General features: G+C 56.6%; 23 protein-coding genes. 7 read left to right on the forward strand and 16 right to left on the reverse strand.

The genetic code is table 11. The features are described from left to right. Nucleotides 1–7: 7 nt before the first annotated feature. A complete protein-coding gene (locus WCX19_RS06605) occupies nucleotides 8–1381 on the reverse strand; it encodes a Fic family protein (protein ID WP_373006384.1) in 1374 nt (457 codons plus the stop codon). 856 nt (nucleotides 1382–2237) lie between these two features. On the opposite strand from WCX19_RS06605, the gene WCX19_RS06610 reads away from it, so the two are divergent. Beyond that, nucleotides 2238–3125, forward strand: a complete 888-nt coding sequence (locus WCX19_RS06610; RefSeq protein WP_373006386.1) for a site-specific DNA-methyltransferase — start codon at nucleotides 2238–2240, stop codon at nucleotides 3123–3125. A 12-nt stretch (nucleotides 3126–3137) separates the two neighbouring features. On the opposite strand, the gene WCX19_RS06615 is transcribed toward WCX19_RS06610, so the two are convergent. The 3 genes from WCX19_RS06615 to WCX19_RS06625 form a co-directional block, all read right to left on the reverse strand. Further along, nucleotides 3138–3428 carry a hypothetical protein gene (locus tag WCX19_RS06615; RefSeq protein ID WP_373006388.1) on the reverse strand — a complete coding sequence of 97 codons (291 nt, stop codon included), beginning with the start codon at nucleotides 3426–3428 and terminating at the stop codon, nucleotides 3138–3140. Between the two features lie 84 nt (nucleotides 3429–3512). Continuing rightward, complete coding sequence (locus tag WCX19_RS06620) at nucleotides 3513–4289, reverse strand: TIGR01458 family HAD-type hydrolase (protein ID WP_373006390.1); 777 nt, start codon at nucleotides 4287–4289, stop codon at nucleotides 3513–3515. 11 nt (nucleotides 4290–4300) lie between these two features. Then, nucleotides 4301–4957, reverse strand: coding sequence for a type 1 glutamine amidotransferase (locus tag WCX19_RS06625; protein WP_373006392.1), 657 nt, complete (start codon nucleotides 4955–4957; stop codon nucleotides 4301–4303). Nucleotides 4958–5056: 99 nt separating this feature from the next. Here WCX19_RS06625 and WCX19_RS06630 point away from each other — a divergent pair, with 99 nt between their 5' ends. Beyond that, nucleotides 5057–6142, forward strand: coding sequence for a ribonuclease H-like domain-containing protein (locus WCX19_RS06630; RefSeq protein WP_373006394.1), 1086 nt, complete (start codon nucleotides 5057–5059; stop codon nucleotides 6140–6142). Next, nucleotides 6129–8438, forward strand: a complete 2310-nt coding sequence (locus WCX19_RS06635) for a DEAD/DEAH box helicase (protein ID WP_373006396.1) — start codon at nucleotides 6129–6131, stop codon at nucleotides 8436–8438. The genes WCX19_RS06630 and WCX19_RS06635 overlap by 14 nt, the downstream gene beginning before the upstream one ends. Nucleotides 8439–8459: 21 nt before the next feature. Here the strand turns inward: WCX19_RS06635 and WCX19_RS06640 are convergent, their stop codons facing one another. From WCX19_RS06640 to WCX19_RS06650, 3 genes are read right to left on the reverse strand one after another with little or no spacing between them, the layout of a single operon-like run. Continuing rightward, the gene (locus tag WCX19_RS06640; RefSeq protein WP_373006438.1) at nucleotides 8460–8693 is read right to left on the reverse strand and encodes a helix-turn-helix transcriptional regulator; all 234 of its coding nucleotides are present in this window, start codon (nucleotides 8691–8693) and stop codon (nucleotides 8460–8462) included. 18 nt (nucleotides 8694–8711) lie between these two features. Beyond that, complete coding sequence (locus WCX19_RS06645; RefSeq protein ID WP_373006398.1) at nucleotides 8712–9125, reverse strand: hypothetical protein; 414 nt, start codon at nucleotides 9123–9125, stop codon at nucleotides 8712–8714. Beyond that, nucleotides 9125–9511 (reverse strand): hypothetical protein, encoded by a 387-nt coding sequence (locus WCX19_RS06650; protein ID WP_373006400.1) that lies wholly within the window; start codon nucleotides 9509–9511, stop codon nucleotides 9125–9127. The genes WCX19_RS06645 and WCX19_RS06650 overlap by 1 nt, the downstream gene beginning before the upstream one ends. Before the next feature lie 140 nt (nucleotides 9512–9651). Between WCX19_RS06650 and WCX19_RS06655 the strand changes: the two genes are divergently transcribed. Continuing rightward, nucleotides 9652–10620, forward strand: coding sequence for a phosphoribulokinase (locus WCX19_RS06655; protein WP_373006402.1), 969 nt, complete (start codon nucleotides 9652–9654; stop codon nucleotides 10618–10620). 107 nt (nucleotides 10621–10727) lie between these two features. Here WCX19_RS06655 and sepS read toward each other — a convergent pair whose 3' ends face one another. From sepS to WCX19_RS06700, 9 genes are read right to left on the reverse strand one after another with little or no spacing between them, the layout of a single operon-like run. Beyond that, complete coding sequence (gene sepS / locus WCX19_RS06660) at nucleotides 10728–12311, reverse strand: O-phosphoserine--tRNA ligase (protein ID WP_373006404.1); 1584 nt, start codon at nucleotides 12309–12311, stop codon at nucleotides 10728–10730. Further along, nucleotides 12308–13219, reverse strand: coding sequence for a 4-demethylwyosine synthase TYW1 (twy1, locus tag WCX19_RS06665; RefSeq protein ID WP_373006406.1), 912 nt, complete (start codon nucleotides 13217–13219; stop codon nucleotides 12308–12310). Before twy1 ends, sepS begins: the two co-directional genes overlap by 4 nt. Continuing rightward, a complete protein-coding gene (gene argS / locus WCX19_RS06670) occupies nucleotides 13200–14873 on the reverse strand; it encodes an arginine--tRNA ligase (protein WP_373006408.1) in 1674 nt (557 codons plus the stop codon). Before argS ends, twy1 begins: the two co-directional genes overlap by 20 nt. Further along, nucleotides 14874–16148, reverse strand: coding sequence for a peptide chain release factor aRF-1 (gene prf1, locus WCX19_RS06675; RefSeq protein ID WP_373006410.1), 1275 nt, complete (start codon nucleotides 16146–16148; stop codon nucleotides 14874–14876). A gap of 38 nt (nucleotides 16149–16186) precedes the next feature. Further along, nucleotides 16187–17086, reverse strand: a complete 900-nt coding sequence (locus WCX19_RS06680) for an alpha/beta hydrolase (RefSeq protein ID WP_373006412.1) — start codon at nucleotides 17084–17086, stop codon at nucleotides 16187–16189. After that, complete coding sequence (locus tag WCX19_RS06685) at nucleotides 17083–17586, reverse strand: NUDIX hydrolase (RefSeq protein WP_373006414.1); 504 nt, start codon at nucleotides 17584–17586, stop codon at nucleotides 17083–17085. Before WCX19_RS06685 ends, WCX19_RS06680 begins: the two co-directional genes overlap by 4 nt. Next, the gene (queC, locus tag WCX19_RS06690; protein WP_373006416.1) at nucleotides 17583–18251 is read right to left on the reverse strand and encodes a 7-cyano-7-deazaguanine synthase QueC; all 669 of its coding nucleotides are present in this window, start codon (nucleotides 18249–18251) and stop codon (nucleotides 17583–17585) included. The genes WCX19_RS06685 and queC overlap by 4 nt, the downstream gene beginning before the upstream one ends. Next, the gene (locus WCX19_RS06695) at nucleotides 18252–18860 is read right to left on the reverse strand and encodes a 7-carboxy-7-deazaguanine synthase QueE (RefSeq protein WP_373006418.1); all 609 of its coding nucleotides are present in this window, start codon (nucleotides 18858–18860) and stop codon (nucleotides 18252–18254) included. Then, nucleotides 18857–19261 carry a 6-carboxytetrahydropterin synthase gene (locus WCX19_RS06700; protein ID WP_373006420.1) on the reverse strand — a complete coding sequence of 135 codons (405 nt, stop codon included), beginning with the start codon at nucleotides 19259–19261 and terminating at the stop codon, nucleotides 18857–18859. Before WCX19_RS06700 ends, WCX19_RS06695 begins: the two co-directional genes overlap by 4 nt. 167 nt (nucleotides 19262–19428) lie before the next feature. Between WCX19_RS06700 and WCX19_RS06705 the strand changes: the two genes are divergently transcribed. The 3 genes from WCX19_RS06705 to WCX19_RS06715 are packed head-to-tail and all read left to right on the forward strand — an operon-like array spanning nucleotide 19429 to nucleotide 22765. Next, nucleotides 19429–19857: a 30S ribosomal protein S12 gene (locus WCX19_RS06705; protein ID WP_373006422.1), complete on the forward strand. Its 429-nt coding sequence runs from the start codon at nucleotides 19429–19431 to the stop codon at nucleotides 19855–19857. A 5-nt stretch (nucleotides 19858–19862) separates the two neighbouring features. Then, entirely contained in the window at nucleotides 19863–20543 is a 681-nt protein-coding gene (locus WCX19_RS06710; RefSeq protein ID WP_373006424.1) for a 30S ribosomal protein S7, read from the forward strand. A gap of 23 nt (nucleotides 20544–20566) precedes the next feature. Continuing rightward, the gene (locus WCX19_RS06715; protein ID WP_373006426.1) at nucleotides 20567–22765 is read left to right on the forward strand and encodes an elongation factor EF-2; all 2199 of its coding nucleotides are present in this window, start codon (nucleotides 20567–20569) and stop codon (nucleotides 22763–22765) included. Nucleotides 22766–23052 lie beyond the last annotated feature (287 nt).

The raw sequence follows: 23052 nt of genomic DNA on the forward strand, positions 1-23052 counted from the left end.
GCGGGGCTTATGGGGCCACAGTACGTGACTGATGTTTACCGTTAGCATCGTTTTTTACATTTTGTTTCCAATGTTCACTGTTTTCGTTGAAGATGAAGATGAATTCCCGGCCCCGTTTTTCCCTGATGAGGTACCCGAGATCGGCAAGGTGGAGGAGATCCGTCCGGGCGGTCTCATAGACGGTGTTATACTGCTGCATGATCTCGCGGATGGTGAAATATTCATCGCTCTGCTCTATCATCGTGCGGAGGATGTCCCCTTCCCGCTGGTTGATATCCGGTATCTTTTTTATGAGGGCTTTTGTGGCGTTCTGCTCAGTCTGTTTTTCTTCCAGATAGTTCATCAGATCTCTTTTTGCCGCATTGATACAGTCAAGATTGTAGAGGAAGAAATACGTGAGATCCATCTCATCGTATTCGGTATGGAGGTATGCGAGAGAGTATTTCTTCTTTGACCGGAGGATGATCCGGGAGATCGGCATGTATTCGAAGAGCCAGTATCCCCGTGAGATAACATACCAGTAGAAAAGGCTGCGTGCGGTCCGCCCGTTTCCGTCATTGAACGGGTGGATGTACCCGATGAGGAAGTGCAGGATGATCCCCTTTATTACCGGGTGGATATAATCCCCGTCTCCGCTGTCGGTATCTTCTTTTTCGAGGTTTGCAAAGGTACACAAGTCCGTGATGTACCGGGGGATCTCAGGGTATTCAGGAGGCGTATGATATACGACGCCGGTTGCCGGGTTTGCGACAACGATATCGTTGTTTGTCCTGAACTGCCCGACAGCTTCCTCATCGATCGTTCCCTTTGTTACCAGCCTGTGGATCTCAAGGAGGAGGGCAGGGGTGAGTGGGTCGTCCCTGTGTTCGAGGATGAAATTCATCGCCTCGTAATTGTTGAGCACCATCTGCTCGGAGCTGTTTTTGGGTTTCCTGCCTTTTTTGAGCATCTCTTTTGCGACGTTCCGGGTCGTTGCTGCGCCTTCGAGGATGCTTGAGGCGATTGCCTCCTCCATGAACGAATTGATGATGTAAGACCGTTCGAGCCGGATGGTTTTGTTGTGGATGCGTATTGTGCCGGTGAGGTAACTGTCGATTGCATGGAGGCTTTTCACGATTTCCGGAATAATCGAATATGTGAGCCTGAAATGCGGATAGGGAATCTGTTCCTGCCGCATCGACCGGTACAACTTCATGACCGCCCAGGCCTTCCTCTGCTGATCAGGGTTTGGCACCCGGTATTTCAGCTCGTCCCAGGAGAGGTAGCGCCGGTTGTATTCCGTTACCTCTTTTTTGAACTGATCGTCAGCAAAATAATTTACCTGCCCGTCGGTGATATCCTGCGTCCAGTCAGAGGGTGGTTTGTCAGGTAATTGAGTCATGGCACCGGCTCGCTAACTACTAAATTAGAACAAATTAGTATTTATTGGTAATTGGGATTCAGATACGGTATTTTAAGAAACCAGCCTTCGAAGCAACTACTAATTTAGCAGGAATTAGTATATTTTAGTAATAAGAAATACGATGGGAAAAGACAAAATCCCGGCTGTTCCCACAGTCCGGGAAATTGGCATCTGATCCTAGGTCCTGCCGTCCGGCACTCTGCCAGCGTGTTTCCTGAAATACTCCGCCTCACATCCGCGTTGTTGTGGAGCTTGTCAGCGGTCGCCCTGACCGATCCCTGATATCGATCGGTCCGACCGGTTTTTCTGCTGAGTGAGTGGTAGGGGGGAGGGGGGTGATCTCAAATCCGCGTGGATCAATGGTCGCCCTGACCAATGATCATGATCGGTCGGTCCGACCTCTTGTCAAGTACGGTCGGGGCGATCCCCCGTTCTCGTCTGAACCTTCAGTGGAAACACAGGTCATGGCACTGGAAAAGGAGAGGTCGCCCCGACAGATTTTAAAATTGATCGGTCCGACCATTTTTTCTGCTGAGTGGGAGGTAGGGGGGAGGGGGGTGACCGATTTTTTTGGAGGGAGGGGTGGGTGATCGTGATAAAGGGTAAGGGTGTTACTATTCGGTAATTGAGGACACTAAAAAAAGAGCACGCAGCATTACCTAAAGAAAAATGCTGATGATGATCCCCCGCCCCGGCTGTCTTTTGTGCAAATCCGTTTTACCAGTTACTGCCGCACCCCTGAGTATCCTTCTTTCCGGCCCCGGCAGGTGCTTATGGCCCGGGCAAGTGGATGCGTTCTTAATCTTTCCCGGGATACCAGTACGTTACAAGCAGCGTGGTCTTTTTGCGGCAGGAAAAAGTAAAGGACAAAGCAGGAAAGGCCCGGGTCCGGAAGGGTTCAAAGGATGCCAAAGAGATCCACCTCCCCCGTGAAAACCCGGCAATCGAACCGTTCCTCAACCGGATCATCTGCGGCGACGCGGCAGAGGTCCTTGCCACAATCCCGTCCGAAAGCGTCGATCTTGTTATCACCTCGCCGCCCTATAACTTCGGCCACGCATACGCCCATGACCCCCACGATGACACCCACGAGTGGAACGAGTACTTCGCGACCCTCAACCGGGTCTGGATCGAGTGTTTTCGGGTGCTCAAACCCGGGGGCAGGATGGCAATAAACGTCCAGCCGCTCTTCTCCGACTACGTCCCGACACACCACATCATCTCCCGGCAGCTCGCCGGGCTCGGTCTGCTCTGGAAAGCGGAGTTTTTGTGGGAGAAGAACAACTACAATGCGAAGTACACCGCTTGGGGGAGCTGGAAATCGCCGTCCATGCCCTACATCAAGTACACATGGGAGTTTGTCGAGGTCTTTGACAAGGAGACTCACAAGAAGACCGGCCGGCGCGAGGACATCGATATCACCGCTGACGAGTTCAAGGAGTGGGTGATCGGCCGGTGGACGATCCCTCCCGAACACCACATGAAAGAGTACGATCACCCGGCAATGTTTCCCGAGGAACTCCCCCGTCGGATCATGAAACTCTTTTCATACAAAAACGATATCGTGCTCGATCCCTTTAACGGTGCGGGAACGACCACGCTTGTCGCCGCAAAACAGGGACGCCGGTTTATCGGGATCGATGTGTCGGAGCAGTACTGCGACACCGCCCGGCAGCGGCTGGAGACGGTACCGGGCGTTGGTGAAGTGGCTGCCCGGTCATAACTTTTTTCCTTTTCACTCCGGCATATTTGCTTTTACCCACTCATATGTACCTTTCCGGTCATATGCGTGGGTCACGATGTAATTGTGGACCTGCGCATAGGTATCGTACGAGGAGACGAGACTCCTGTACGTGGCAAGTTCGGCGTTATAGGCCGCGACGAGCGCGTTGTGATTCGAGACCTGTGCGTTGTAGGCCCCGACGTTTCCTGAACGTTTCAGGGCCTGCATCTGCGATTCGAGTCTCGCGATCGGGTCCTGCTTTGCTGTAAGGTCAGCAGCAAGCGGTTTGATCTGCGTTTCCATGCCCGGCACCTTCTGTTCAGAACTGGAGGAAATATTGTGAATGTAGGTAGTCTCGATGCCGCTGCTGTACCTGCTCTTCTCCGGTTACAGGATCGTTCTTATATCTCCGAGAGAGTTTATGACAGCAGCGGGTTTTACCCGGGCGTTTTCGAGCGTGTCCTCCCGGAACTTGCCGGTCCGGACAAGAACGCCCCGCATCCCGGCTCCCTGTGCCCCACCGATATCGGTAAGGATATCATCGCCGATCATCACCACCCCGCGTGCGTCAAGCCCCCTATCGCGCAACGCGAGATCGAAGAATGCCTTTGCAGGTTTCCCCACGACAGTTGCCGTTTTACCGGTCGCAGATTCCAGTGCCGCCACAAACGGCCCGGCCGAGAGCGAGAGCCCGTCTTTGTCCATCCAGTACCGGTCTTTTTCAAGCGCAATGAGATCTGCTCCCTCCATCAGGCAGCGGAAGGCGTGGTTCATGCTGGCATACGTTACCCTGTCCCCTGCGTCTCCGACAATTACGTAATCAACGGCTATGGAACCGTCATCGGTGCAGGTTCCGGCAAAGTCCCGGTCCACATCCCCGGTTGTGAGGAGGTATGCCCGGTGTTTCCCGGTCTCCTGCATGAACCGGACTGCCGCAAGCGGCGGGGTGAAGATCGCGGATTCAGGAATGTCAAAACCCATTGTTTCGAGTTTTGCTGCAATGGTCGCCCGGCATTTGCGGGTCGAGTTGGAGACGCACCGGAACGGGTATCCCTGATCCATAAGATATGCGATCGCCTCACGGGCACCGGGGACCGGGGTGTCACCAGTGTAGAGCACGCCGTCAATATCGATAAGAAACCCGGTTATCTTCTGGCCATCCATCCCCGCACCTGTCACATCTTCCAGCCGTTGAGGAACGCATTCACGATCGCATCGCACAGTACCCGGTTGCCATCCGTTTTTGTTGCGGTATCTTTCATTATCGCGAGCCGTTCGTGGTCGCCGAGATCCTTTGCCCAGAACGCGATCACCGGTTCCGTCACTTCCGGGTGGAACTGGACGCCGAGCGTGTGGCCGAGCAGGAATGCCTGGTTTTTCACTGCGGTTCCTGTTGCAAGGAGGCGTGCCCCCTCCGGGAGATCGAAAGTCTCCTTATGCCAGTGGAAGACCTCAACCTCCCCCGGGAAGAAACGGTGCCCGGAAGTATTGCAACCCTGGATCTTCCGCCAGCCCAGTTCCTTCTCGCCCGCACAGACTTTCTTCCCGCACGCGGCCGCGATCATCTGGGCGCCGAGGCAGATCCCAAGTACGGTCGCGTCGCGGGCGATCGCTTTTCTCACCAGCGCTTTTTCGGGCGCAAGGAACGGGTACTTGCTCTCATCGTTGACGCTCATCTGGCCGCCAAGAACAATAAGCCGGCCGGGCGGATCGTCCGGGAGCGCATCGCCTTCGTAGAGCCGGAGGATCCGGAAGGGTTCGTTTCGGGCCGCCAGGCATTCCTCTACGGTACCTGCCGGTTCGTGTTCCCCGTGCTGGAGGATCGTGATCATTAAAAACCGGTGTGCGTGGGATCATGATGAGGGTTCGCATCACTTTCACCCCCCACGGCCGGCCTTTAATCATCCGGTCCCCGGATTTCCTTATTACAGATGGCTGTCATGCAGGCAGAAAGCAGGATCGGGGCGCTCTGGCAGCAGCGGATGGATTCCCTGAGAGAGTATGATGTTGTCCGTGACGGGAACGTCTTTGGTGCGGGCCTTGCCGGCAGCTGCCTCTTCTCTTCTGAATATGACAAGGCCCGTGCCCTTCTCGGAGATCTCATCGCCCGGTACGAAGGCATTGCATTCGAGACCCTTTTCCCCGGGAAGGAGATCTCAAATGATGGCGGCACCTGCATCGCGCTTGAGAGCCGTCATATCCTGCCCAGAACCGCAATCGACACGGAACGCCTCTCCCGGGAGATGCTCTCCGATCTCACGCTCGTGCATGGGGTAGGCGATCTGTCGGAGCGGCGCCTGAAGGCCCGGGGCTACCGGACGATCGCTGACCTTGCAGAGCACCCGAAGTTCCGGTCTGCGGCCCGGCAGGTGCTCGGACGGCTGACCCGGGCTGACCCGGGTGATGTCATGGACCTTGTCGGCAGCCGGCATGCAAAGTCCCATCCGTTTGCGCTTGGGACGGCCGGTTCGTTTGAACCGGAGGATTACGTTTTTCTTGATATCGAGACGCTCGGGCTCTTCTCCCGGCCGATCATCCTCTTTGGTGTCGGCACGATCCAAGAGGACCATCTTGTCGTCCACCAGTACCTGCTGCGCGATATCAGCGAGGAAGCTGCCGCGCTTGCCGCGACCGTGGAACAGGTATCTGGAGATCGCCCGGCACTCGTGACCTTCAACGGGAAGGCGTTCGATCTACCCTACGTGCAGGACCGGCTGGCCTACTACGGCCTTCGTGCGATCTCACGGATCCCGCATTTCGATGTACTGCACTTCTCCCGGCGCCGGTGGAAAGGGCAGTTTGCCTCATGCCGGCTCTCCGCGCTTGAATCCGAGGTCCTTGGCGTTACCCGGACTGACGACGTCCCCGGCCAGATGGTGCCGGAGTTTTATGCGACCTACTTAAAGACAAAGAACTGTGGCCCCCTTGTCCCGGTAGTCGACCACAACCGGCAGGATGTGGTCTCGCTCGCGCTTCTCTTCTTTTACCTGCTGGGGGAGACCTGTGGCTGTCGCTGACGTGGTCCGGCTCCTCCTGACGAACCCTGTGTACCGCAGCCGGGTCACCTGCCACCAGGTCTTTGACCCTGAGCCGGCCCGGTACGGCACGCTGGATGCACCGCTCCCCGCGGCTATCGAAGCGTATCTTACTCACAGCGGCATCCGGCTGTACTCCCACCAGTGCGAGGCGATCAACGTGCTCCGGTCCGGGAAAAATGTGATCATCATCACGCCCACGGCAAGCGGGAAGACCCTCGCGTTCAACATACCCGTGTTTGCCGGCCTCACGGCAGACCCCAACGCCCGGGCGCTCTACCTCTACCCCACAAAAGCCCTCTCGAACGACCAGTTTGCCACCCTCAAAGCGATGGAAAAATTCACCGGAATCCCGGCAAAACCGGCGATCTACGATGGCGACACGCCGCAGTCAAAAAGGGCAGCCATCCGGGAGAATGCCCGGATCGTCATCTCCAACCCCCACGAGATCCACCAGGTCCTCTCGTGGCACGCGAAATGGAGCCCGTTTTTCTCGAACCTGAAGTTTATCGTGCTTGACGAAGCCCACCGGTACCGGGGGGTTTTCGGTTCCCAGATTGCACTGTTGATCCGGCGTCTCCTGCGGGTCGCACGATTCTACGGCTCCGACCCGCAGTTTGTCCTCTCGACTGCAACCCTTGCAAACCCGGAGGAATTTGCCGGTCGGCTCGTGGGCCGTCCCTTTACTCTCGTCGACATTGACGGTTCACCGCACGGGACCCGGCACTTTGTCCTCTACAATCCCTTCTATGACGGGATCGGCGAACGCTCCTCCCACCAGGAGACAAAAGACATCCTGCTCTCCTGCGTGAAAGGGGACCTCCAGACGCTGTGCTTTACCGGCTCTCGGAAGATGGCCGAGCTCGTCACCATCTGGACCCGGGAGGATGCCCGGCGTACTTCCGCACGGCTTGCAGAGAGTATCTCCGCGTACCGGGCCGGCTACCTGCCCGAAGAGCGGCGCACGATCGAGCGGCAGCTCAAAAGCGGGGAGATCCGGGGTGTCGTCTCCACGAACGCGCTCGAACTCGGTATCGATATCGGCTCGCTCGATGCGGTGATCATCGACGGGTACCCGGGCACGATGATGTCGACCCGACAGCAGGCCGGGCGTGCCGGCCGGAAAGGCGGGGAGTCGCTTGCTGTGCTCGTGGCGCAGGCAAACCCGCTCGACCAGTACTTCATGCACCACCCGGATGCGTTCTTCTCCCGCTCCCACGAGCACGCGATCATCGATACCGAAAATCCCTACATCGTCTCGGGGCACCTGCTCTGCGCGGCGGCGGAACTGCCCCTCCGCGAAGAGACCGATGCCGGGTTTTTCGGTGAATCGTTTGTGCCCCTGCTTGCGGAGCTGGCAGAAAGCGGCCTCGTTACAAAGACGCCGCGCGGGTGGGTGTATGCGGGTCGGGGCCGGGCTGCCGACGCGGTGAGACTCGATGGCATGGCGGCCGAGAGTTTCCGGATCATGTGCCAGGGCCGGCTGCTTGAGACGATGGACCGGGCGCAGGCCTACCGCGAGGCGCACAAGGGAGCGATCATGCTCCACCAGGGCGAGACCTACGTGGTAAACGAGATGGACCTCGAAACCCACACGGTACGGGTGACCGAGACGGATGTCGATTACTACACGCAGCCGTTAAAAGAGGTGGACCTCCGCGTCATCGAAACGCTGGAGACCCGGGACGTACAGGGCACACAATGTGCGTTTGGCGATGTCGAAGTGACCGAGCAGTACACCGGTTACAAGATCAAGAAGGGCGACACGATCATCGGTGTCGAACCCCTCTCGCTCCCTCCGCTCACCTTCCGGACAAAAGCCTTCTGGCTTGTCCTTTCGGACCCGGTCGCCACCGCCGTCTCCGCTGCCGGCCTCGATCTCGCCGGCGGGCTGCACGGCGCCGAACACGCCATCATCGCTCTCATGCCCCTCCATGTCATGTGCGACCGGTGGGATATCGGAGGCCTCTCCACGCCCGCGTTTGGCGAAAACGGCGAGCCGACCATTTTCGTCTATGACGGGTATGAAGGAGGCATCGGCCTTGCGGAGAAAGCGTTCGGTCTCCTGCCCGCGCTCTTTTTGAGCGCATACGAACTGGTGCGCGACTGCCCGTGCAAAAAAGGCTGCCCGTCCTGCATCTACTCCCCCAAGTGCGGCAACGACAACGTCCCGCTCGACAAGGAAGCGACCGTAAAAATTCTCTGCGAACTCTCACGGGTGCCGGAAAAATATGATGGTACCGGGATCACGGCCGGGCCGGAACCTGCCGCCCCGTAAATACCGTGTGAATTTTCTGGTTTAATCTACGAGCACGACACGGCTCTCGGGCTCCGGCTCATCGCCCTCAAAGATGAACAGGTCGTCGATACTCGCGTGCAGGGCCTTTGCAACATCATGCGCCAGCTTGAGCGACGGGTTGTACTTTCCCTGTTCAAGAAAGACGATCGTCTCGCGGCGCACCCCGACTTTTTTTGCGAGGTCGTCCTGGGTAAGGGAGTGCCGGGCCCGGTATTCTTTGATTCGGGTGATCATCATCCCACTCCTTGAGTTTTATTCTCCATTGATGTCGCCCTTCCTGTTATAATACCGTGACAAGAGAGTGGAACTCAGTCCCATGGTAAAGAAAATTATCATAATTACTGAACGGGCATCCAGATCCAGCAATCCCGAAAAGTCAAGCATAGCGAGAATGCAGACCACTGTGAAGGAAAAAGAAAACGCTTTCATGAATGTATGAGCCCGGATTTTCAGGATCCGTTCATCTAAAACACTGGATTTTTCATTAAAACCCTGTTGTTGAAATATTGAAATTACGATAAACAGAAGGCCTGCTGAAATAAGAACACTGGAGAGGAATATGATCGTTTGGGGCTGGGGCATCCCGTTCCGAATTAGGACAAGGAGTAATCCCACAGCTGTTGTACAACCGCCGATTACCAGGTTCCGGCGAATTGTTGTCATCATTACTCGACATCTCCTTTCCGGAAAAGGTACATCTGGTAAACGATCGCTGAAAATGCCAGCAGGAGCACAGAGACTGCGAATGCATTTTGTGCGCTCATTTTTACGATCCCGAAATAATCTGCCCAGAACAACAGCGTGATCCCGATAATCCCGGTCAGCCATGCATATGAAAGTCCGTAAGCCCCAATCTTTCTGGACCGCTCGTCCGATTCCGGGTCGTCCCCGTACCGCTTGTTCCGGATAATCCCGGTGACGAGGAATGCACACCCGGCCGCGAGGAGGGCAGCCGGCAGGATGGCGTCGTCGGGGGTTGTGACAATCGATGCGCCCCCGGTCAGGATGAAGAGTATCCCGATGACAATACGGTAGACATTTCTCGGTTTCATTTTTTCTCACCTTTATGTTATCTATTTCTAACACAATAAACATCTTAAAGTTATCTATTTCTAACATTCACCGGTGACAAAATCCGGCTATTCCGTGACGCGATCTTAATGACCGATGGCATCGCAGGTACCGTTACACTATGCCCCGCATCCCCCCCTTCAAGGAGATTATCGCCCGGTCGCCGCTCGTCTTTGTCATCGGTGTCGCCGGCGACAGCGGGTCGGGGAAGACGACGTTCACAAACGCCATCCGCCAGATCTTCGGGCCCGACCTTGTTGCCACGATCACGCTTGACGATTACCACAAGTACGACCGGGAGGAGCGGAAAAAACTCGACATCACCCCGCTCCACCCGGACGCGAACAACCTCGCGCAGCTCGAAGCGGATGTGGCCCGGTTAAAGGAAGGGTACGCGATCACAAAGCCGGTTTACAACCACGCGACCGGGACCTTCGATCCCCCGGTCCCATTTGCATCCAAAAAGATCATTATCCTCGAAGGCCTCCACACGCTCTTTACCCCGACACTCCGGGAACTGCTGGACTTCTCGGTCTTTGTCGACCCGGACCGTGAGGTAAAATACGCGTGGAAACAAAAGCGCGACACGAAAAACCGGGGGTATTCCCCGGCTGAAGTCACTGAAGCGATCGCCCGGCGCGAGAAGGACTACGAAGAGTTCATCGCCCCTCAGCGCTGCCTTGCCGATGCCGTGATCCGGATCAGTGCGTCCCGGTACGGGAAGGAGAAGGGAGCGTCGGAGAATATCTACCGGATCTCGCTGTTGCAGCACCGGATGAACGGGACAATTGCCGGCGCCGCCGACCTTACGATTGACCTCAACTCGCTCCTCCTCTTTCATGACCGGGACTTCTCCATCGAATTCTCGACCGAGAACGTGGCCTGCGCACGGATGCGGGCGCTCACCTTCGATGGCGAGATGAACTACGAGACGGTACGGAAACTCGAAAAGAGCATCGAGCAGCAGACCGGCGTCCACCCGATCACGCTCTTTGAGAACCGCACCACCGTCACCGCGACCGATCTTGTCCAGCTTGTCCTCTCGTGGCGGATCATCCACCGGCGGATCTTTTTGCAGGAACGGGGCTGAAAAAAAAAGAAAAAATTACTTTGCAGAAAACCCTTTTTTAAAATATGCGGCCCCCTAGAGCGTTATTTGACCTCTTTTGGGTGTTCTACAGAGCGCAGAAAAAAAGATTATCCGGAGATCTCGGATTTTACCGCCAGGAAGACCGGTCCCCTGACATCGATCTTCTTCTTGTTGTCGGTGATCGCCCGCATCGCGTACTCTTCGATCCTGAGATTGATGTCGCTCGGGTGCTTTGCCATCTTGACCTGCACGAGTGTCCCCTTGCCGCACCGGGCTGCCTGCTCGATCTCCGCTGCCGCAAACGCGGACGCGGCGGCAAGGTAGGAGATCCCGGTCGGGACGCCGGTTGTCCTCACGTCCTTCCACTTCTCGGCGTCGGGCACACCGAGGATGTTTCCTTCGTGGACGAAGATCTCGTTTGCGCACGCCGGCCCGCAGAGCTTTGCGTTCGCCTCGGTCTCCTCGACCGTCACCTTCACGTGCGTGCCAAGCAGGGTGCCGTTCCATGCCTCAAATGAGCAGGGTCCCTGTGCCGTGGCATTCGCTGCTGCGACCTGTGCAATCGCGAGCGCGAGCGCCTTTCCTTCCACGGTCGCCGGCTCTGCTTTAAGGTGCACCGCCCGTGCGGTCTCCCGGTCGGTGAGCGGCCGGGGGAAGAACTGGGGGTACGAGAGCTGCCGGATATCGTTTGCACTGTACGCGATCATCGCGAGCCGTTCGACCCCAAGGCCGAGATTCATGACCGGGATCCCGACACCGTACTCCCCAAGGGCCGAGGGCGAGTACATACCAAAAGTTGCGACCTCGACCCAGCCGTGGACCGGGTGCTTCGCGTAGACCTCGGTCTGCGAGTCCGGCATGTAATACTTGGAGCGCTTGTCGTCGGGCTGGAACCGGAAGTCCTCGTACCCGAACGCTGAGAGGAGCGCCTCGCTGATCGCTTTCCCGTCCTCAAGCGTGACATCGTCACCGGCAACAACGCAGGACGCGGAATGGTAGGCCATGAGCCGGGTCGGCCCTTCGGCCTGCTCGCGCCGGAAGCAGCGGTCGACCGAGAAGAGCTTAATGGGGAGAGGAGTCTTCTCCCAGATCGAGCCAAGCGTCATGAACCAGCCGCTCGTCATGTGGCTTCTCAAGGTACTCCGCGAGGACTCGGGCACGAGCGACTTGAACTCGGGGAAGACCGAGTCGAGGATGTGCACCACGTTTCCGTCGTCCGTGTCGAGCACTTTTGCCAGTTCGTGCGTGAGTTCGTCCCCGTCGATCTCCGACTTCTTGTACGCGTGGAGGGTCTCCCTCAGTTTTTCCTCGGTCGCGGTTGGCATCTGTTTCTTTAAAATCTCGTTTATCGCGTCGAGCTCTGCCCGTGCGATCCCGACGTTCGGGCGCGGGAGCCCGCCGATGTAGAAGACTCTGTCGAGGACCGCCATCGCTTCGGGGCCGAACTGCCGGTAGATGTCGCTCTCCTCCACGATCACCGGGTTCTCGATCTCGTCAAATCCCATCGAGAGATAAATTTCCCGTAACCGGTTGATGGTCTCGAAGATCGGGTGCGGCTGTGCCCGTTTGTACTGAAGGCGGGGGTATTTTCTATCCTCGCATGGCGGGGTGATGACCGATGGCCCCTCGTGCCACGCCCCCTCGAAGTTCGCATGCGATTTTTCTTTCCATTCCTGCGGGTTGAATCTCAAGTTTCCTCACGCTCCAGGCAGATGACCCTGCTTAAAGGATTTTCATCCCGGATCTTATAATCGCACGATGCAGTAATCCGCTCTGCGAACTCCCGCACCTGTGCATGCTCCGGCATGTTGTTCCGTTGCAAACGATTTCTACTGTATCCCAGATACATGTATCCTTTTACCTCGACAAAGGTTGCTCCTGCGTCCTGCAGGAGCCGTGCGTAGCCCTCCGGCTTCGTGTCATTGTGCCCGGCAACGAGCGTGATCCGCACGGCCGAGCGTTTTGTCGAGAGCCGGGCAAGGCTCTCCTGTATCCGGCTCCAGTATCCGTCCGCGTCGCCCATGGGCCGGCAGGTCTTTTCGTATGTTTCCAGATCGGGTGCATCGAGCGAGACATACTGCTGGAACGGCCGGCATTGTGCGAGCACATCCGGGTTCGTGCCGTTACTGACGACAAACGTGGTGTAGCCGTTCGCGTTAAAGAGGTCCACGAGTTCCGGGAGCCGGCTGTACAGCGTGGGCTCGCCCGAGAGCGATATCGCCACATGCTTTGGCGCGAGCGCCTCCTTCCACTTCTCTTCGGTCACGGTGTTGCCGAGCACGGAATTATACCCGGCGAGGGCTTGTTTCTGGAGCTTGTGGACGCCGGCAAGAATCGTCTCGGGCGGGCACTCCTCGACTTCCGCCATCTCGTGCTCGAACGACCGCCAGCAGAAGAGGCAGCGCTGGTTGCACCGGAGCGTCGGGGTCATCTGGACGCAGCGGTGGCTGTCGATCCCGTAGAACTGGTGCTTGTAGCACATATCTCCGCCGGCGAGCGCCCGCTTGCACCAGAGGCAGGGCTTGAGCGCGGCAGTGGATGTAGGCGAAAAAAAGAGGTATCCCTGTTTATTCAGGGCCTTACATGGTTCGGATGGCATCGATCCCGAGCGTCTCAAGCGATTCTATTAAGGTGTTCTGCACGGCCTTCACAAGCGTAAGCCGGCGGTCCCGGACTTTTCCCTCGCTCTTTAAGACCGGTTCAAAGTGGTAGAACGAGTTGAAGGTGTCGGCGAGCTCGTGGGTGTAGGTGGCAAGAATGTGCGGGCGGAGTTCAGCAACCACTTTCTCTATGACACCGGGGAACTTTGCGATCTTCTTTGCGAGCGCGATCTCCTGTTCGGTTTCGAGCTCGTAGCATTCGGTAAAGTCGCCGGCCTTTTCTAAGATGCTGCACGCACGGGCGTGGGCGTACTGGATGTAGGGCCCGCTCTGGCGCTCGAAGTCAAGCGCCTCCTTCCAGTCAAAGACCGTGCTCTTCTCGGGCGAGATCTTCACGATATCGTACCGGATGCCGGCAAGGGCGACGGAAGTTGCGATACTCTTGCGGGTCGCTTCATCGAGTTCGGGCCTGCGGGTCGTGACCTCATCAAAGGCACGCTTCGTGACCTCGGTGATCAGATCGTCTGCCGAGACAAACTTTCCCGCCCGGGTTCTCATCGAGCCTTCTGGCAGCGAGACAAACTCGAAGTTCACGATCTCCGGGGCTTTCTCACCGAGGAGTTTTAACGTGCACTGGAGCTGCGCCCCGATCAGCTTGTGGTCGGCGCCCAGCACATCGATCGCCCGGTCGAAGTTCACGCTCTTCCAGGTGTGGAACGCAAGGTCACGGGCCGCGTAGACCGAGGTGCCGTCGCTCCGCCGGATCACGTACTTGTTGGTAAAGCCAAACTCGGCGAGGTCAAGCGCGATAAGGGTGTCCTCGTGCCTTGCCTGCGGGAGTTTCTCTATTTTCCCTATCACCCTTTTCGTGTCGCCGTTCCTGACAAAGTCGCTCTCCCAGACAAACCGGTCGTGCTTCACGTTGAGGTTCTTTAACGTGACCGCAAACCCGTCAAGGCAGCGGGAGACTTCGTTCCGGAATTTCTTTACCGTTTCCGCATCGCCGCTCTCAACAAGCTGCATCAGTTTGTCGACCTGCTGGGTGATACCGGGGTCTTTTTCAATCTCCCGGTTCGCCTCGATATAGATCCGGGCGATGTGGGCATCCTCCTTCTCGCCCTCGTGCTGTGCGTGTTCGAGGTGGTCAAATCCCCAGGTCACAATCGCGATCTGCCTGCCCATGTCGTTTACATAGTACTGGACTTCGAGCCGGTAGCCGGCCTTCCGGAACGCCCGGGCAAGCGTATCGCCGATGATCGAGTTCCGGATGTGTCCCACGTGAAGCGGGCCATTGGGATTAGCGCTCGTGTGTTCGAGTACGATACGGGTGTCCTTTGCCGGGAGCGAGCCGTAGCCGGGCTGTGTCGCTGCTTTGACGGCCGCACTGACGTAGGCACTGCCGAAGACAAAGTTGATGTACGGCCCTTTTGCCTCGACCGTGATCCCCTGCGCTGCGAGCTCTTTGTTGTTTTTGAGGGCGGCAACAATCTCCTGCGCTATTTTTACCGGTGCCTGTTTTTTTGTTTTTGCAAGGGAGAACGCGATGGTCGAGGCAAGATCCGCATGCTCCCCGCCATCGATGAGCTGGATATCATCTAGTCCCGTGCATTCCGTCAGTGCTTTTTTTATTACTGTCGTGGTGTCAAAAACCATTTAGAATCCCGTCCTGTACCGGAGGATCGCAGCAATCCCGCCGAATGCCGAGTAGAGGATCGACCCCTCCTCGAAATCGTCCGAGATCAGCTCCACTTTCGCGCTCGAAGCATCGGCGAGTTTCGCCAGTTCTTCGATGATATCGATCTCCTCTTCAAGCACGAGCGGCGCGGTGCACTTCGGACACGAGCCAAACTCGATATCGCGGACAGTTTTTCCCACCGGCATACTCACGGTCCGCTCCTCGGTGTGGTCGCAGCTCTGGCATTTTATCCTGAGCCGTGACTTCCTCAGGTTTGCCGAGAGGATGAGCGTATCGATTGCGCCGATTTCGAGGTTTTTCCTGATGCTCTCTTCCCCGTACGCGGCAAGGCCGTTGTTGTCCTTCACCAGTTCTTTTAAGAACTTCTCCATGAGGGACTTCTCTTTGACGACTGTCATGCCCGAGAGCGCGTCTTTTGCGGCATCCACGAGCTCGGGGAGACCGTCTTCGTTCGTGTACGCGACGTCAAAGAGACCGATAATCTTTTTCTGGATCTCGTGGTGGAGGAAGTTACCCGCTTCGAACTCCTCTTTTGTCGGGCTCGGGCCGCCGATCAGAAGACCCTTGAAGCGCTTGAAAAAGTCTTTTTCCCCAAGGAAGATCGCGCTTGACCGCTCGCCGACTTTCGTGTAGAACTCGTTGATGGCGATCTCACGGAGCCGGCCGAACCGGGCCGCCGACTGGCCGCCTTTTCTCATTTTACCGGGAACGGTGGAGGTCGAACCTCCGATCGGCTCGATACGGTTGCCGCGCAAAAAGCCCCAGTACGCCTCCCGCCGGTCGAGTACGAGGAGACCGTAGACAAACTTCTCCTCGAGCATCTGTTTTAAGGGCTCGAGCTCGAAGTTCGAGCTGCACCGGTACATGTAGAGGTTGAGGGGCTCGGGCGGCTCGATTACTGTGCACTGGAGATCGGTGCGGTCGCCATAGAGTTTGACGGTACCGCAGAAGACTGCCATGCCCTTCTCGGGCGGGCGCTTGTAGTATTTGAGCCGTGAGAGGATGGAGGAGATGGCGCTCTGGACGTTTGTTCTGGTCTGCTTGCTCTTGATGTTCGCGCACTGGCCGTACTCATCCTTGAGCTGGTTCGTGACATCGTAGATCTGCTTGTCGGGCGGGATGTAGAGCGTGATGAGCTCTGTACCGTCTCCCTCCTGCGCCTGCAGTTTTTCGAGCGTCTTTTTGAACTCATAGCGCTTGCGCGCGTCGTCCATCTCTACGGGTTCTGTCATGTACGAAATTCAGCCTCTTTTCTAAAGCTAGTACCTATTCATGTTTGTGTACCATAAATTTGCGCCCATTGAGCTATGAGCCGGGTATCGACATCGGCATTGATCCCGTGGTCGCCGTTAAATTCGGTGAAGTTTTTCGGCGCATTTGCGGTTGCATAGAGCTCTTGTCCATAGGCATACGGAATGATGGGGTCGGTCGCGTTGTGGAACATCCAGACCGGGCGCGGCGAGATCAAGGGCAGGTAGGTGCTCGGCTCTAACGAGGTTGCAAACCTCAGGATATCTCCGGATCCGCCCTGTGCGGAAACAGAGTCTTTGAGCCCCCAGTCCGCAGTGGAGATCCCGACATACCCGGCAAAGTTCCTGTCGACCCCTGCCGCGACCGCCGCGTACCGGCCACCATTACTTCCCCCGACCGCGTAGACCGGGACGCCGAACTTTGTGGCAAGCACGGCCCGGGCTGATGAGATATCGCAGATGGTGAGGTAATATTCGGGCCAGGTCTTCTCTTTGAACTTCGCGTAGTCCGCCTGCGGGGAAAATGCGGAGCCTGCTGTCTCCCCGCCCCGGCCACGGTAATCAACGAACATAAAGGCGTACCCGGCCGCTGCATAGGTTACCATCCGGCTCTCGTGCCCGGTGATCTTCTCGCCCGCTCCCGGTATGTACACGATCACGGCTTTCGGGGTTTTCGGGTAACTCAGGTACGTGACTACATCGCCGGTTGTCGTGTGCAGGACAAGTTTTGATAAGGTGTACGTATCGTTTGCAAAAATCACGGTCTCGGTTGTCGTGAGCGGTGCGCAGGTGAGCGAGAGGACGCCATTACTGTCCACGGAGTAGGAGGGAGTAGTTGTGCTGCTGCTTGTACAGCCGGCAAACGCGGCCAGCACGACAAGGAGGGTGAGGCCGGCGCAGGCTACTATCCCGCGTGTCATGCATCATCCCGGCACTGGTGGATCAGGCAGATCGTTTTTGCATCGCAGACGGTCCCGTCACGGATCATCGTATCCATGTTGTCCTTTGTGACATCCATTACTTCGATGACTTCGTCCGGGTCTTTGTGGAATTCATCCGAAGGCACGAGGTCCCTGGCCTCGAAGAGGAAGATTTTTTCATCGGTAAACCCGGGCGTAGTGTAAATAAATCCCCGGGGGATCATCGTCTTTGCCGCAACGCCGGCTTCTTCAATGAGCTCGCGGTAGGCTGTCTCTGCCGGTTTTTCCCCGTCTTCCATTGTCCCGGCCGGCGCTTCGTAAATATACTGGCCGACCGCGTACCGGTACTGGCGCAGGAGCTTGTAGCCGGTCGGTGTCACCGGCAGGATCGCGACCGCGTTTTTCGGGTGGACGATCACCTTGTCCTGCACGACACCATTGGGGAATTTCACCGGAGAGTTCTCGATCCAGAATTTCCTACCCCGAAAAATCTCCATCATTTCACCTCATAGGGGACAGGGTCTGTCATCCCGAGTGCAGCAAATGCCTCGCGCCGGAAATGACACGAGCCGCACGTCCCGCAGGCCCGGGTTTCGTTCTGGTAGCATGACCACGTGTGCTCGTACGGGACACAAAGATCGTTTCCCAGCCGCAGAATATCGGTCTTTGTCATGCTGATAAACGGTGTGAAAAGTTCGATATGCGTGGCCTCTTTTGTCCCAAGCTCCATCACGCGCCGGAAGGCGTCGATGAATGCGGGCCGGCAGTCGGGATACCCGGAATAGTCAAGTGCCTGCACGCCGATAAAGATCGCATCGGCCCCTTTTGCCTCGGCATAACTTGTCGCAATCGCGAGCAGGTTCGCGTTCCGGAACGGGACATAGGTGTTGGGGATATGCGTCCGGGCCGGGTTGAAACTGTCGACTGCGATTGTTTTGTCTGTCAGGCTGCTTGCCCCAAACTGCGAAAAGTACCGGAGATCGATTTCTGTGAAGTCCTGAGCCGAAAGGAGGGCGGCGATCTTTTTCGCGCAGGCCCGTTCCTTGTTCTCCGTACGCTGGCCGTAGTTCGCGTGCAGTGAGAGGATATCGTAGCCTTTGCTCTTTGCAAGGTACGCAAGGGTTGACGAATCCATGCCCCCGGACATCAGACAGACCGCTTTCAATTATTTCACCCCGAGGATCTTGTGCAGTTGGACCTGGAACCGGACCGGAAGGTTATGGTCCAGGATAAACCGGACGACCGGCTGGTAATCCGTACCGTAGACCGGGGAGAAGAAGACCTCGCCCGCGATCGCGTGGTGTTCGATGACCTCCTGCGCGTACCGGCAGTCCTCATCGTTCCCGACAACAAACTTCACGCTGTCTTCCGGCCGGATCTTCGCAAGCAGCGAAAGGTCGCTTTTCTCCCCGGATGACGGACACTTCACATCCATGCAGATATCAGCGTACGGCTGCACATCAGTAAAATCGATCGTACCATTTGTCTCAATGTCGACTGCCGTCCCGCGTTTGTGGAGGGACACAAGCAGGCCAAGGAGCGCATCCTTCTGGAGCAGCGGTTCGCCTCCCGTGATGCAGACCAAGCGTGGGTTCTCCCGCCAGACCCGTTCGAGAATTGCATCGCAGCCGGTCTCGACCCCGCCTTCTTTTGCGTACGCGGTGTCGCACCAGCGGCAGGCAAGGTTGCAGCCCGTAAGCCGGATAAAGAGGCAGGGGTTCCCCTGCCGGGTGCCTTCGCCTTGGAGACTCGTAAAAATTTCAGAAATCCTCATTCGATGATCTCGGCATAACAGTTCGGCGATTCCCAGACCCGAAGCCTCGTTACGTGCGCCGCGATGTGCTGCGCCTTACAGTACTCTTCAAGATCGTCCCGAAATATTCGTGCGAGCAGTTCGCTTGTCGGGTCGCCCGGGGTTGTGAGCACGTGCTGGAACTTTTCGATGGCAGGAACCATCGGGTCATCCTTATTGAGAATGATCTGGTGGTCGTACTTCGCGATGGTCTGTTTGATTACGTTATAATCGATCAGGATACCGGTCGTCGCATCGGGCTCGCCTTCGACCCAGACCTCGATCTTCCAGCGGTGGCCATGGAGGTTCGCGCACTTCCCCTGGTAATGGAGCAGCCGGTGACTTGCATCGATCTGGACTTCCTTATAGATCGCGACGGTCATTGCTTCTAACATTGGCTGGATGAAGATATAATATTACTACGATTGAGAGATAATAGTACAAGACAGGCAGGTGGGATGCCACAATTTATAAATCGGTTCCCCGCTTTAGTATATATCTCAGTGTGGGTTATCGATAACCACGAAAACAACTGAAATGAGGCTCTTTAATGGGACAGGGTAAATTTGCAGCCAGAAAACTGGTTCGGGACTCAAAAAAATTCCGGTGGAGCGACAAGAATTACGCACGCCGTGAACTTAACCTCGATGTGAAGTCGGATCCGCTCGAAGGCGCTCCACAGGCGAGAGGTATCGTACTCGAGAAAGTCGGTGTTGAGGCCAAGCAGCCCAACTCGGCGATCCGGAAATGCGTGCGTGTGCAGCTGATCAAGAACGGCCGGCAGGTCACCGCGTTTGCGGTCGGCGACGGTGCCATTAACTTTATTGATGAGCACGACGACGTCGAAATCGAAGGTATCGGCGGCCGTCTTGGCCGGTCCATGGGAGATATCCCCGGAGTCCGGTATGTCGTCACCCGCGTGAACAACGTCTGCCTGCATGAAATGGTCATCGGCAGGAAGGAGAAACCGCGCAGGTGATCGTGATGGCAGAATCAGAAGCAAAAGTAAAAGCAAAAGCAAAAACCGAAGTTGCAACCGAAGCGAAAATCGAAGTAAAAACTGAAGTAAAAACCGAAGCTGCAACTGAGACAAAGACTGTTGGAAAGAAACTGCTCTTCAACAAGTTGGATGTATCTGAAGTCAAGGTTACCGATCCGAGCCTTATCAGGTACGTAAATCTCACCCCCCAGATCATCCCCCACTCCTGCGGCAAGTTCTCGCGCCAGGAGTTCAATAAGGCCAATATGATGATCGTAGAAAGGCTGATCAACGGCCTGATGCAGACCGAGAATAACACCGGCAAAAAGGAGCTGGCAATAAGGATTGTGCGGGATGCATTCGAGCTCATCAACAAGAAGACGAAGAGAAACCCGATCGAAGTGCTTGTCGAGGCAATCGGGAACGCCGGTCCCCGGGAAGAGACCGTCCGCCTGAAATATGGTGGCATCAATGTCCCGAAATCCGTCGACACATCCCCGATGCGACGTGTCGATTCCGCCATCGGTTTCCTTGCAGAGGCTGTCTTAAAGTCCTCGCGCAAGAGCAAGAAGCCCGCGAGTGCGATCCTTGCTGATGAACTGATCGCCGCCTCAAAGGGTGACGCAAAGTGTTACTCGGTCGGGAAAAAGGAAGAAAAAGAGCGGATTGCAAAATCCGCCCGGTAAACATCTTTTTTTGAGGTTATTTTATGGCACGAGGCAAAAAATCGGTTGAGCGCGTAGTCGAGCTCATGAAGGACCCCAAGCACATCCGTAACATTGGTATCGTGGCACATATCGACCACGGCAAAACTACCCTGTCTGATAACCTGCTTGCGGGTGCCGGTATTATCTCTGAGGAGCTTGCGGGTAAGCAGCTTTTCATGGATTCGGATGAAGAAGAGCAGGCCCGTGGAATCACCATCGATGCGTCAAACGTCTCGATGGTCCACGAGTTTGAGGGCCAGGATTATCTGATCAACATGATCGATACGCCGGGCCACGTGGACTTTGGTGGCGACGTCACCCGTGCGATGCGTGCAGTGGATGGCGCTGTCGTGCTCGTCGATGCGGTCGAGGGTACGATGCCCCAGACCGAGACCGTGCTCCGGCAGGCATTAAAAGAACAGGTCCGCCCGGTCCTCTTCATCAATAAGGTCGACCGGCTGGTCAATGAGATCAAAGTTGACGAGACCGAGATGCAGATCCGGCTCGGGAAAGTCATCGACAAGGTCAACAAGCTCATCAAGGGCATAAATGAGGAGTCCTACAACAACGGCTGGAAACTCGATGCCTCGCAGGGCACGGTTGCCTTCGGGTCCGCGCTCTACAACTGGGCCGTCTCGGTGCCGTACATGAAAAAGGGTGGTGTCTCGTTCAAGGAAGTGTTCGAGAAGTGCCGGGCCGGCGACATGAAGTACCTCGCGAAGAAAAGCCCGCTCTACGAAGTCGTGCTCGACATGGTCGTGCACCACCTGCCAGACCCGCTTGTAGCACAGAAACGCCGTATCCCGGTAATCTGGCACGGCGACAAGGAATCCAAGGAAGGAAAGGCGATGGCCGGCTGCGATGCAACCGGCCCGGTCGGGCTGATGGTCACCGATATCTCGTTTGACCCTCACGCGGGCGAAGTCGCCACCGGCCGTCTCTTCTCCGGGAGCCTCAAAAGGGGCGACACCCTCTACGTCATGGGTTCTGCAAAGAAAGAGAACCGGCTCCAGCAGGTCAGTATCTTCATGGGCCCGAAGCGTGTAGAGGTCGAGGAGATTGTCGCAGGTAACATCGCGGCAGTCACCGGTATGAGAGATGCGATGGTAGGCTCCACGGTCACTAACCTCCAGGAGATGTTCCCGTTCGAGTCGCTCAAGCACTACTCTGAACCGGTTATGACCGTTGCGGTCGAAGCTAAGAACATGAAGGACCTGCCAAAACTCGTTGAAGTGCTCCGGCAGGTCGCTAAAGAGGACCCGACGCTTGGTGTCGCCATCAACGAAGAGACAGGAGAGCACCCGATCTCCGGTATGGGCGAGCTGCACCTTGAGATTGTCACGGGCCGTATCAAGCGTGACAAAGGTGTCGAGATCGTTACCTCCGAACCGATCGTGGTGTACCGTGAGACGGTTACAGGCAAGGTCGAGAATGTCGAAGGCAAGTCCCCGAACCGGCACAACCGGTTCTATTTCACCCTCGAAACCCTTCCCGACGAGATCGTCAACCTGATTAAAGCCGGCGATGTCTCAATGAACCAGCCGGCCTTAGAGCGCCGTGACGTGCTCCTGAATGCCGGCATGAATAAGGATGAGGCAAAGAACGTCAAGCATATCAAGGGCACGAACATGCTCGTCGATATGACGAAAGGTATCCAGTACCTCAACGAAACGATGGAACTCATTATCGAGGGTATCAACGAGGCACTTGCCGGCGGTCCGCTCGCGGACGAACCGGTCCAGAACCTCAAGATGACGCTTACCGATGTGAAGCTGCACGAAGATGCCATCCACCGTGGCCCGGCACAGGTCATCCCTGCGGTCCGTGGCGCGATCAAGGGCGGTATGCTCATTGCGGGCGACTCTCTGTTAGAGCCGGTCCAGAAGATCCAGATCACGGTCCCGCTCGACCAGATGGGCGCCGCGACCTCCCAGATCCAGGGACGGCGCGGACAGGTCTTTGACATGCAGAGCGAGGGCGACACGATCACGGTGGTCGGCAAGGCCCCGGTTGCCGAGCTCTTCGGGTTTGCCGGTGACATCCGGTCAGCAACCGAAGGCCGTGCGATGTGGAACACCGAGTTCTCGGGATTCGAGCTGGTCCCCAACAACATGGTAAAAGACGTCGTCGTTGCCATCCGCAAGCGCAAGGGCTTAAAAGAACAGATGCCCACTCCGGCGGACTACCTGTCCGTTGTATAAATTTTTAATTTTTTTACCCGGTCCCTTTTTTTAATAGTTTCTGAAATTCTTAAAATTGATTTGCTGGTCCCTGCCGGATTTTTTACGGATGAACCCGGTCCAGATCGGATTTCATAATCGCATGGCTTCCTGTATCACGGTCTGGAGGAAATTTAGATGGATCCCGTTTACTGATAGATTATCAACATCCCGCCCGGGCAGCCCTGATGAGTTCCCGCCGGAATGCGTCGGGGATGAGAAGTGACGTATCTTTGAGGGAAAATCACTATTTTTTTATACCCCGACAC

The organism is Methanoregula sp. (genome assembly GCF_041663825.1).
GTDB lineage: Archaea > Halobacteriota > Methanomicrobia > Methanomicrobiales > Methanospirillaceae > Methanoregula.

Coding starts and splice junctions, on each gene's coding strand:
- argS (WP_373006408.1), bottom strand. CDS start 14,873: ATGGTTTTTGACACCACGACAGTAATAAAAAAAGCACTGACGGAATGC.
- twy1 (WP_373006406.1), bottom strand. CDS start 13,219: ATGCCATCCGAACCATGTAAGGCCCTGAATAAACAGGGATACCTCTTT.
- WCX19_RS06705 (WP_373006422.1), top strand. CDS start 19,429: ATGGGACAGGGTAAATTTGCAGCCAGAAAACTGGTTCGGGACTCAAAA.
- WCX19_RS06645 (WP_373006398.1), bottom strand. CDS start 9,125: ATGATGACAACAATTCGCCGGAACCTGGTAATCGGCGGTTGTACAACA.
- prf1 (WP_373006410.1), bottom strand. CDS start 16,148: ATGACAGAACCCGTAGAGATGGACGACGCGCGCAAGCGCTATGAGTTC.
- WCX19_RS06680 (WP_373006412.1), bottom strand. CDS start 17,086: ATGACACGCGGGATAGTAGCCTGCGCCGGCCTCACCCTCCTTGTCGTG.
- WCX19_RS06630 (WP_373006394.1), top strand. CDS start 5,057: ATGGCTGTCATGCAGGCAGAAAGCAGGATCGGGGCGCTCTGGCAGCAG.
- WCX19_RS06685 (WP_373006414.1), bottom strand. CDS start 17,586: ATGATGGAGATTTTTCGGGGTAGGAAATTCTGGATCGAGAACTCTCCG.
- WCX19_RS06640 (WP_373006438.1), bottom strand. CDS start 8,693: ATGATCACCCGAATCAAAGAATACCGGGCCCGGCACTCCCTTACCCAG.
- WCX19_RS06715 (WP_373006426.1), top strand. CDS start 20,567: ATGGCACGAGGCAAAAAATCGGTTGAGCGCGTAGTCGAGCTCATGAAG.
- WCX19_RS06655 (WP_373006402.1), top strand. CDS start 9,652: ATGCCCCGCATCCCCCCCTTCAAGGAGATTATCGCCCGGTCGCCGCTC.
- WCX19_RS06700 (WP_373006420.1), bottom strand. CDS start 19,261: ATGACCGTCGCGATCTATAAGGAAGTCCAGATCGATGCAAGTCACCGG.
- WCX19_RS06620 (WP_373006390.1), bottom strand. CDS start 4,289: ATGGATGGCCAGAAGATAACCGGGTTTCTTATCGATATTGACGGCGTG.
- WCX19_RS06695 (WP_373006418.1), bottom strand. CDS start 18,860: ATGAGGATTTCTGAAATTTTTACGAGTCTCCAAGGCGAAGGCACCCGG.
- WCX19_RS06605 (WP_373006384.1), bottom strand. CDS start 1,381: ATGACTCAATTACCTGACAAACCACCCTCTGACTGGACGCAGGATATC.
- WCX19_RS06650 (WP_373006400.1), bottom strand. CDS start 9,511: ATGAAACCGAGAAATGTCTACCGTATTGTCATCGGGATACTCTTCATC.
- WCX19_RS06710 (WP_373006424.1), top strand. CDS start 19,863: ATGGCAGAATCAGAAGCAAAAGTAAAAGCAAAAGCAAAAACCGAAGTT.
- WCX19_RS06625 (WP_373006392.1), bottom strand. CDS start 4,957: ATGATCACGATCCTCCAGCACGGGGAACACGAACCGGCAGGTACCGTA.
- WCX19_RS06615 (WP_373006388.1), bottom strand. CDS start 3,428: ATGGAAACGCAGATCAAACCGCTTGCTGCTGACCTTACAGCAAAGCAG.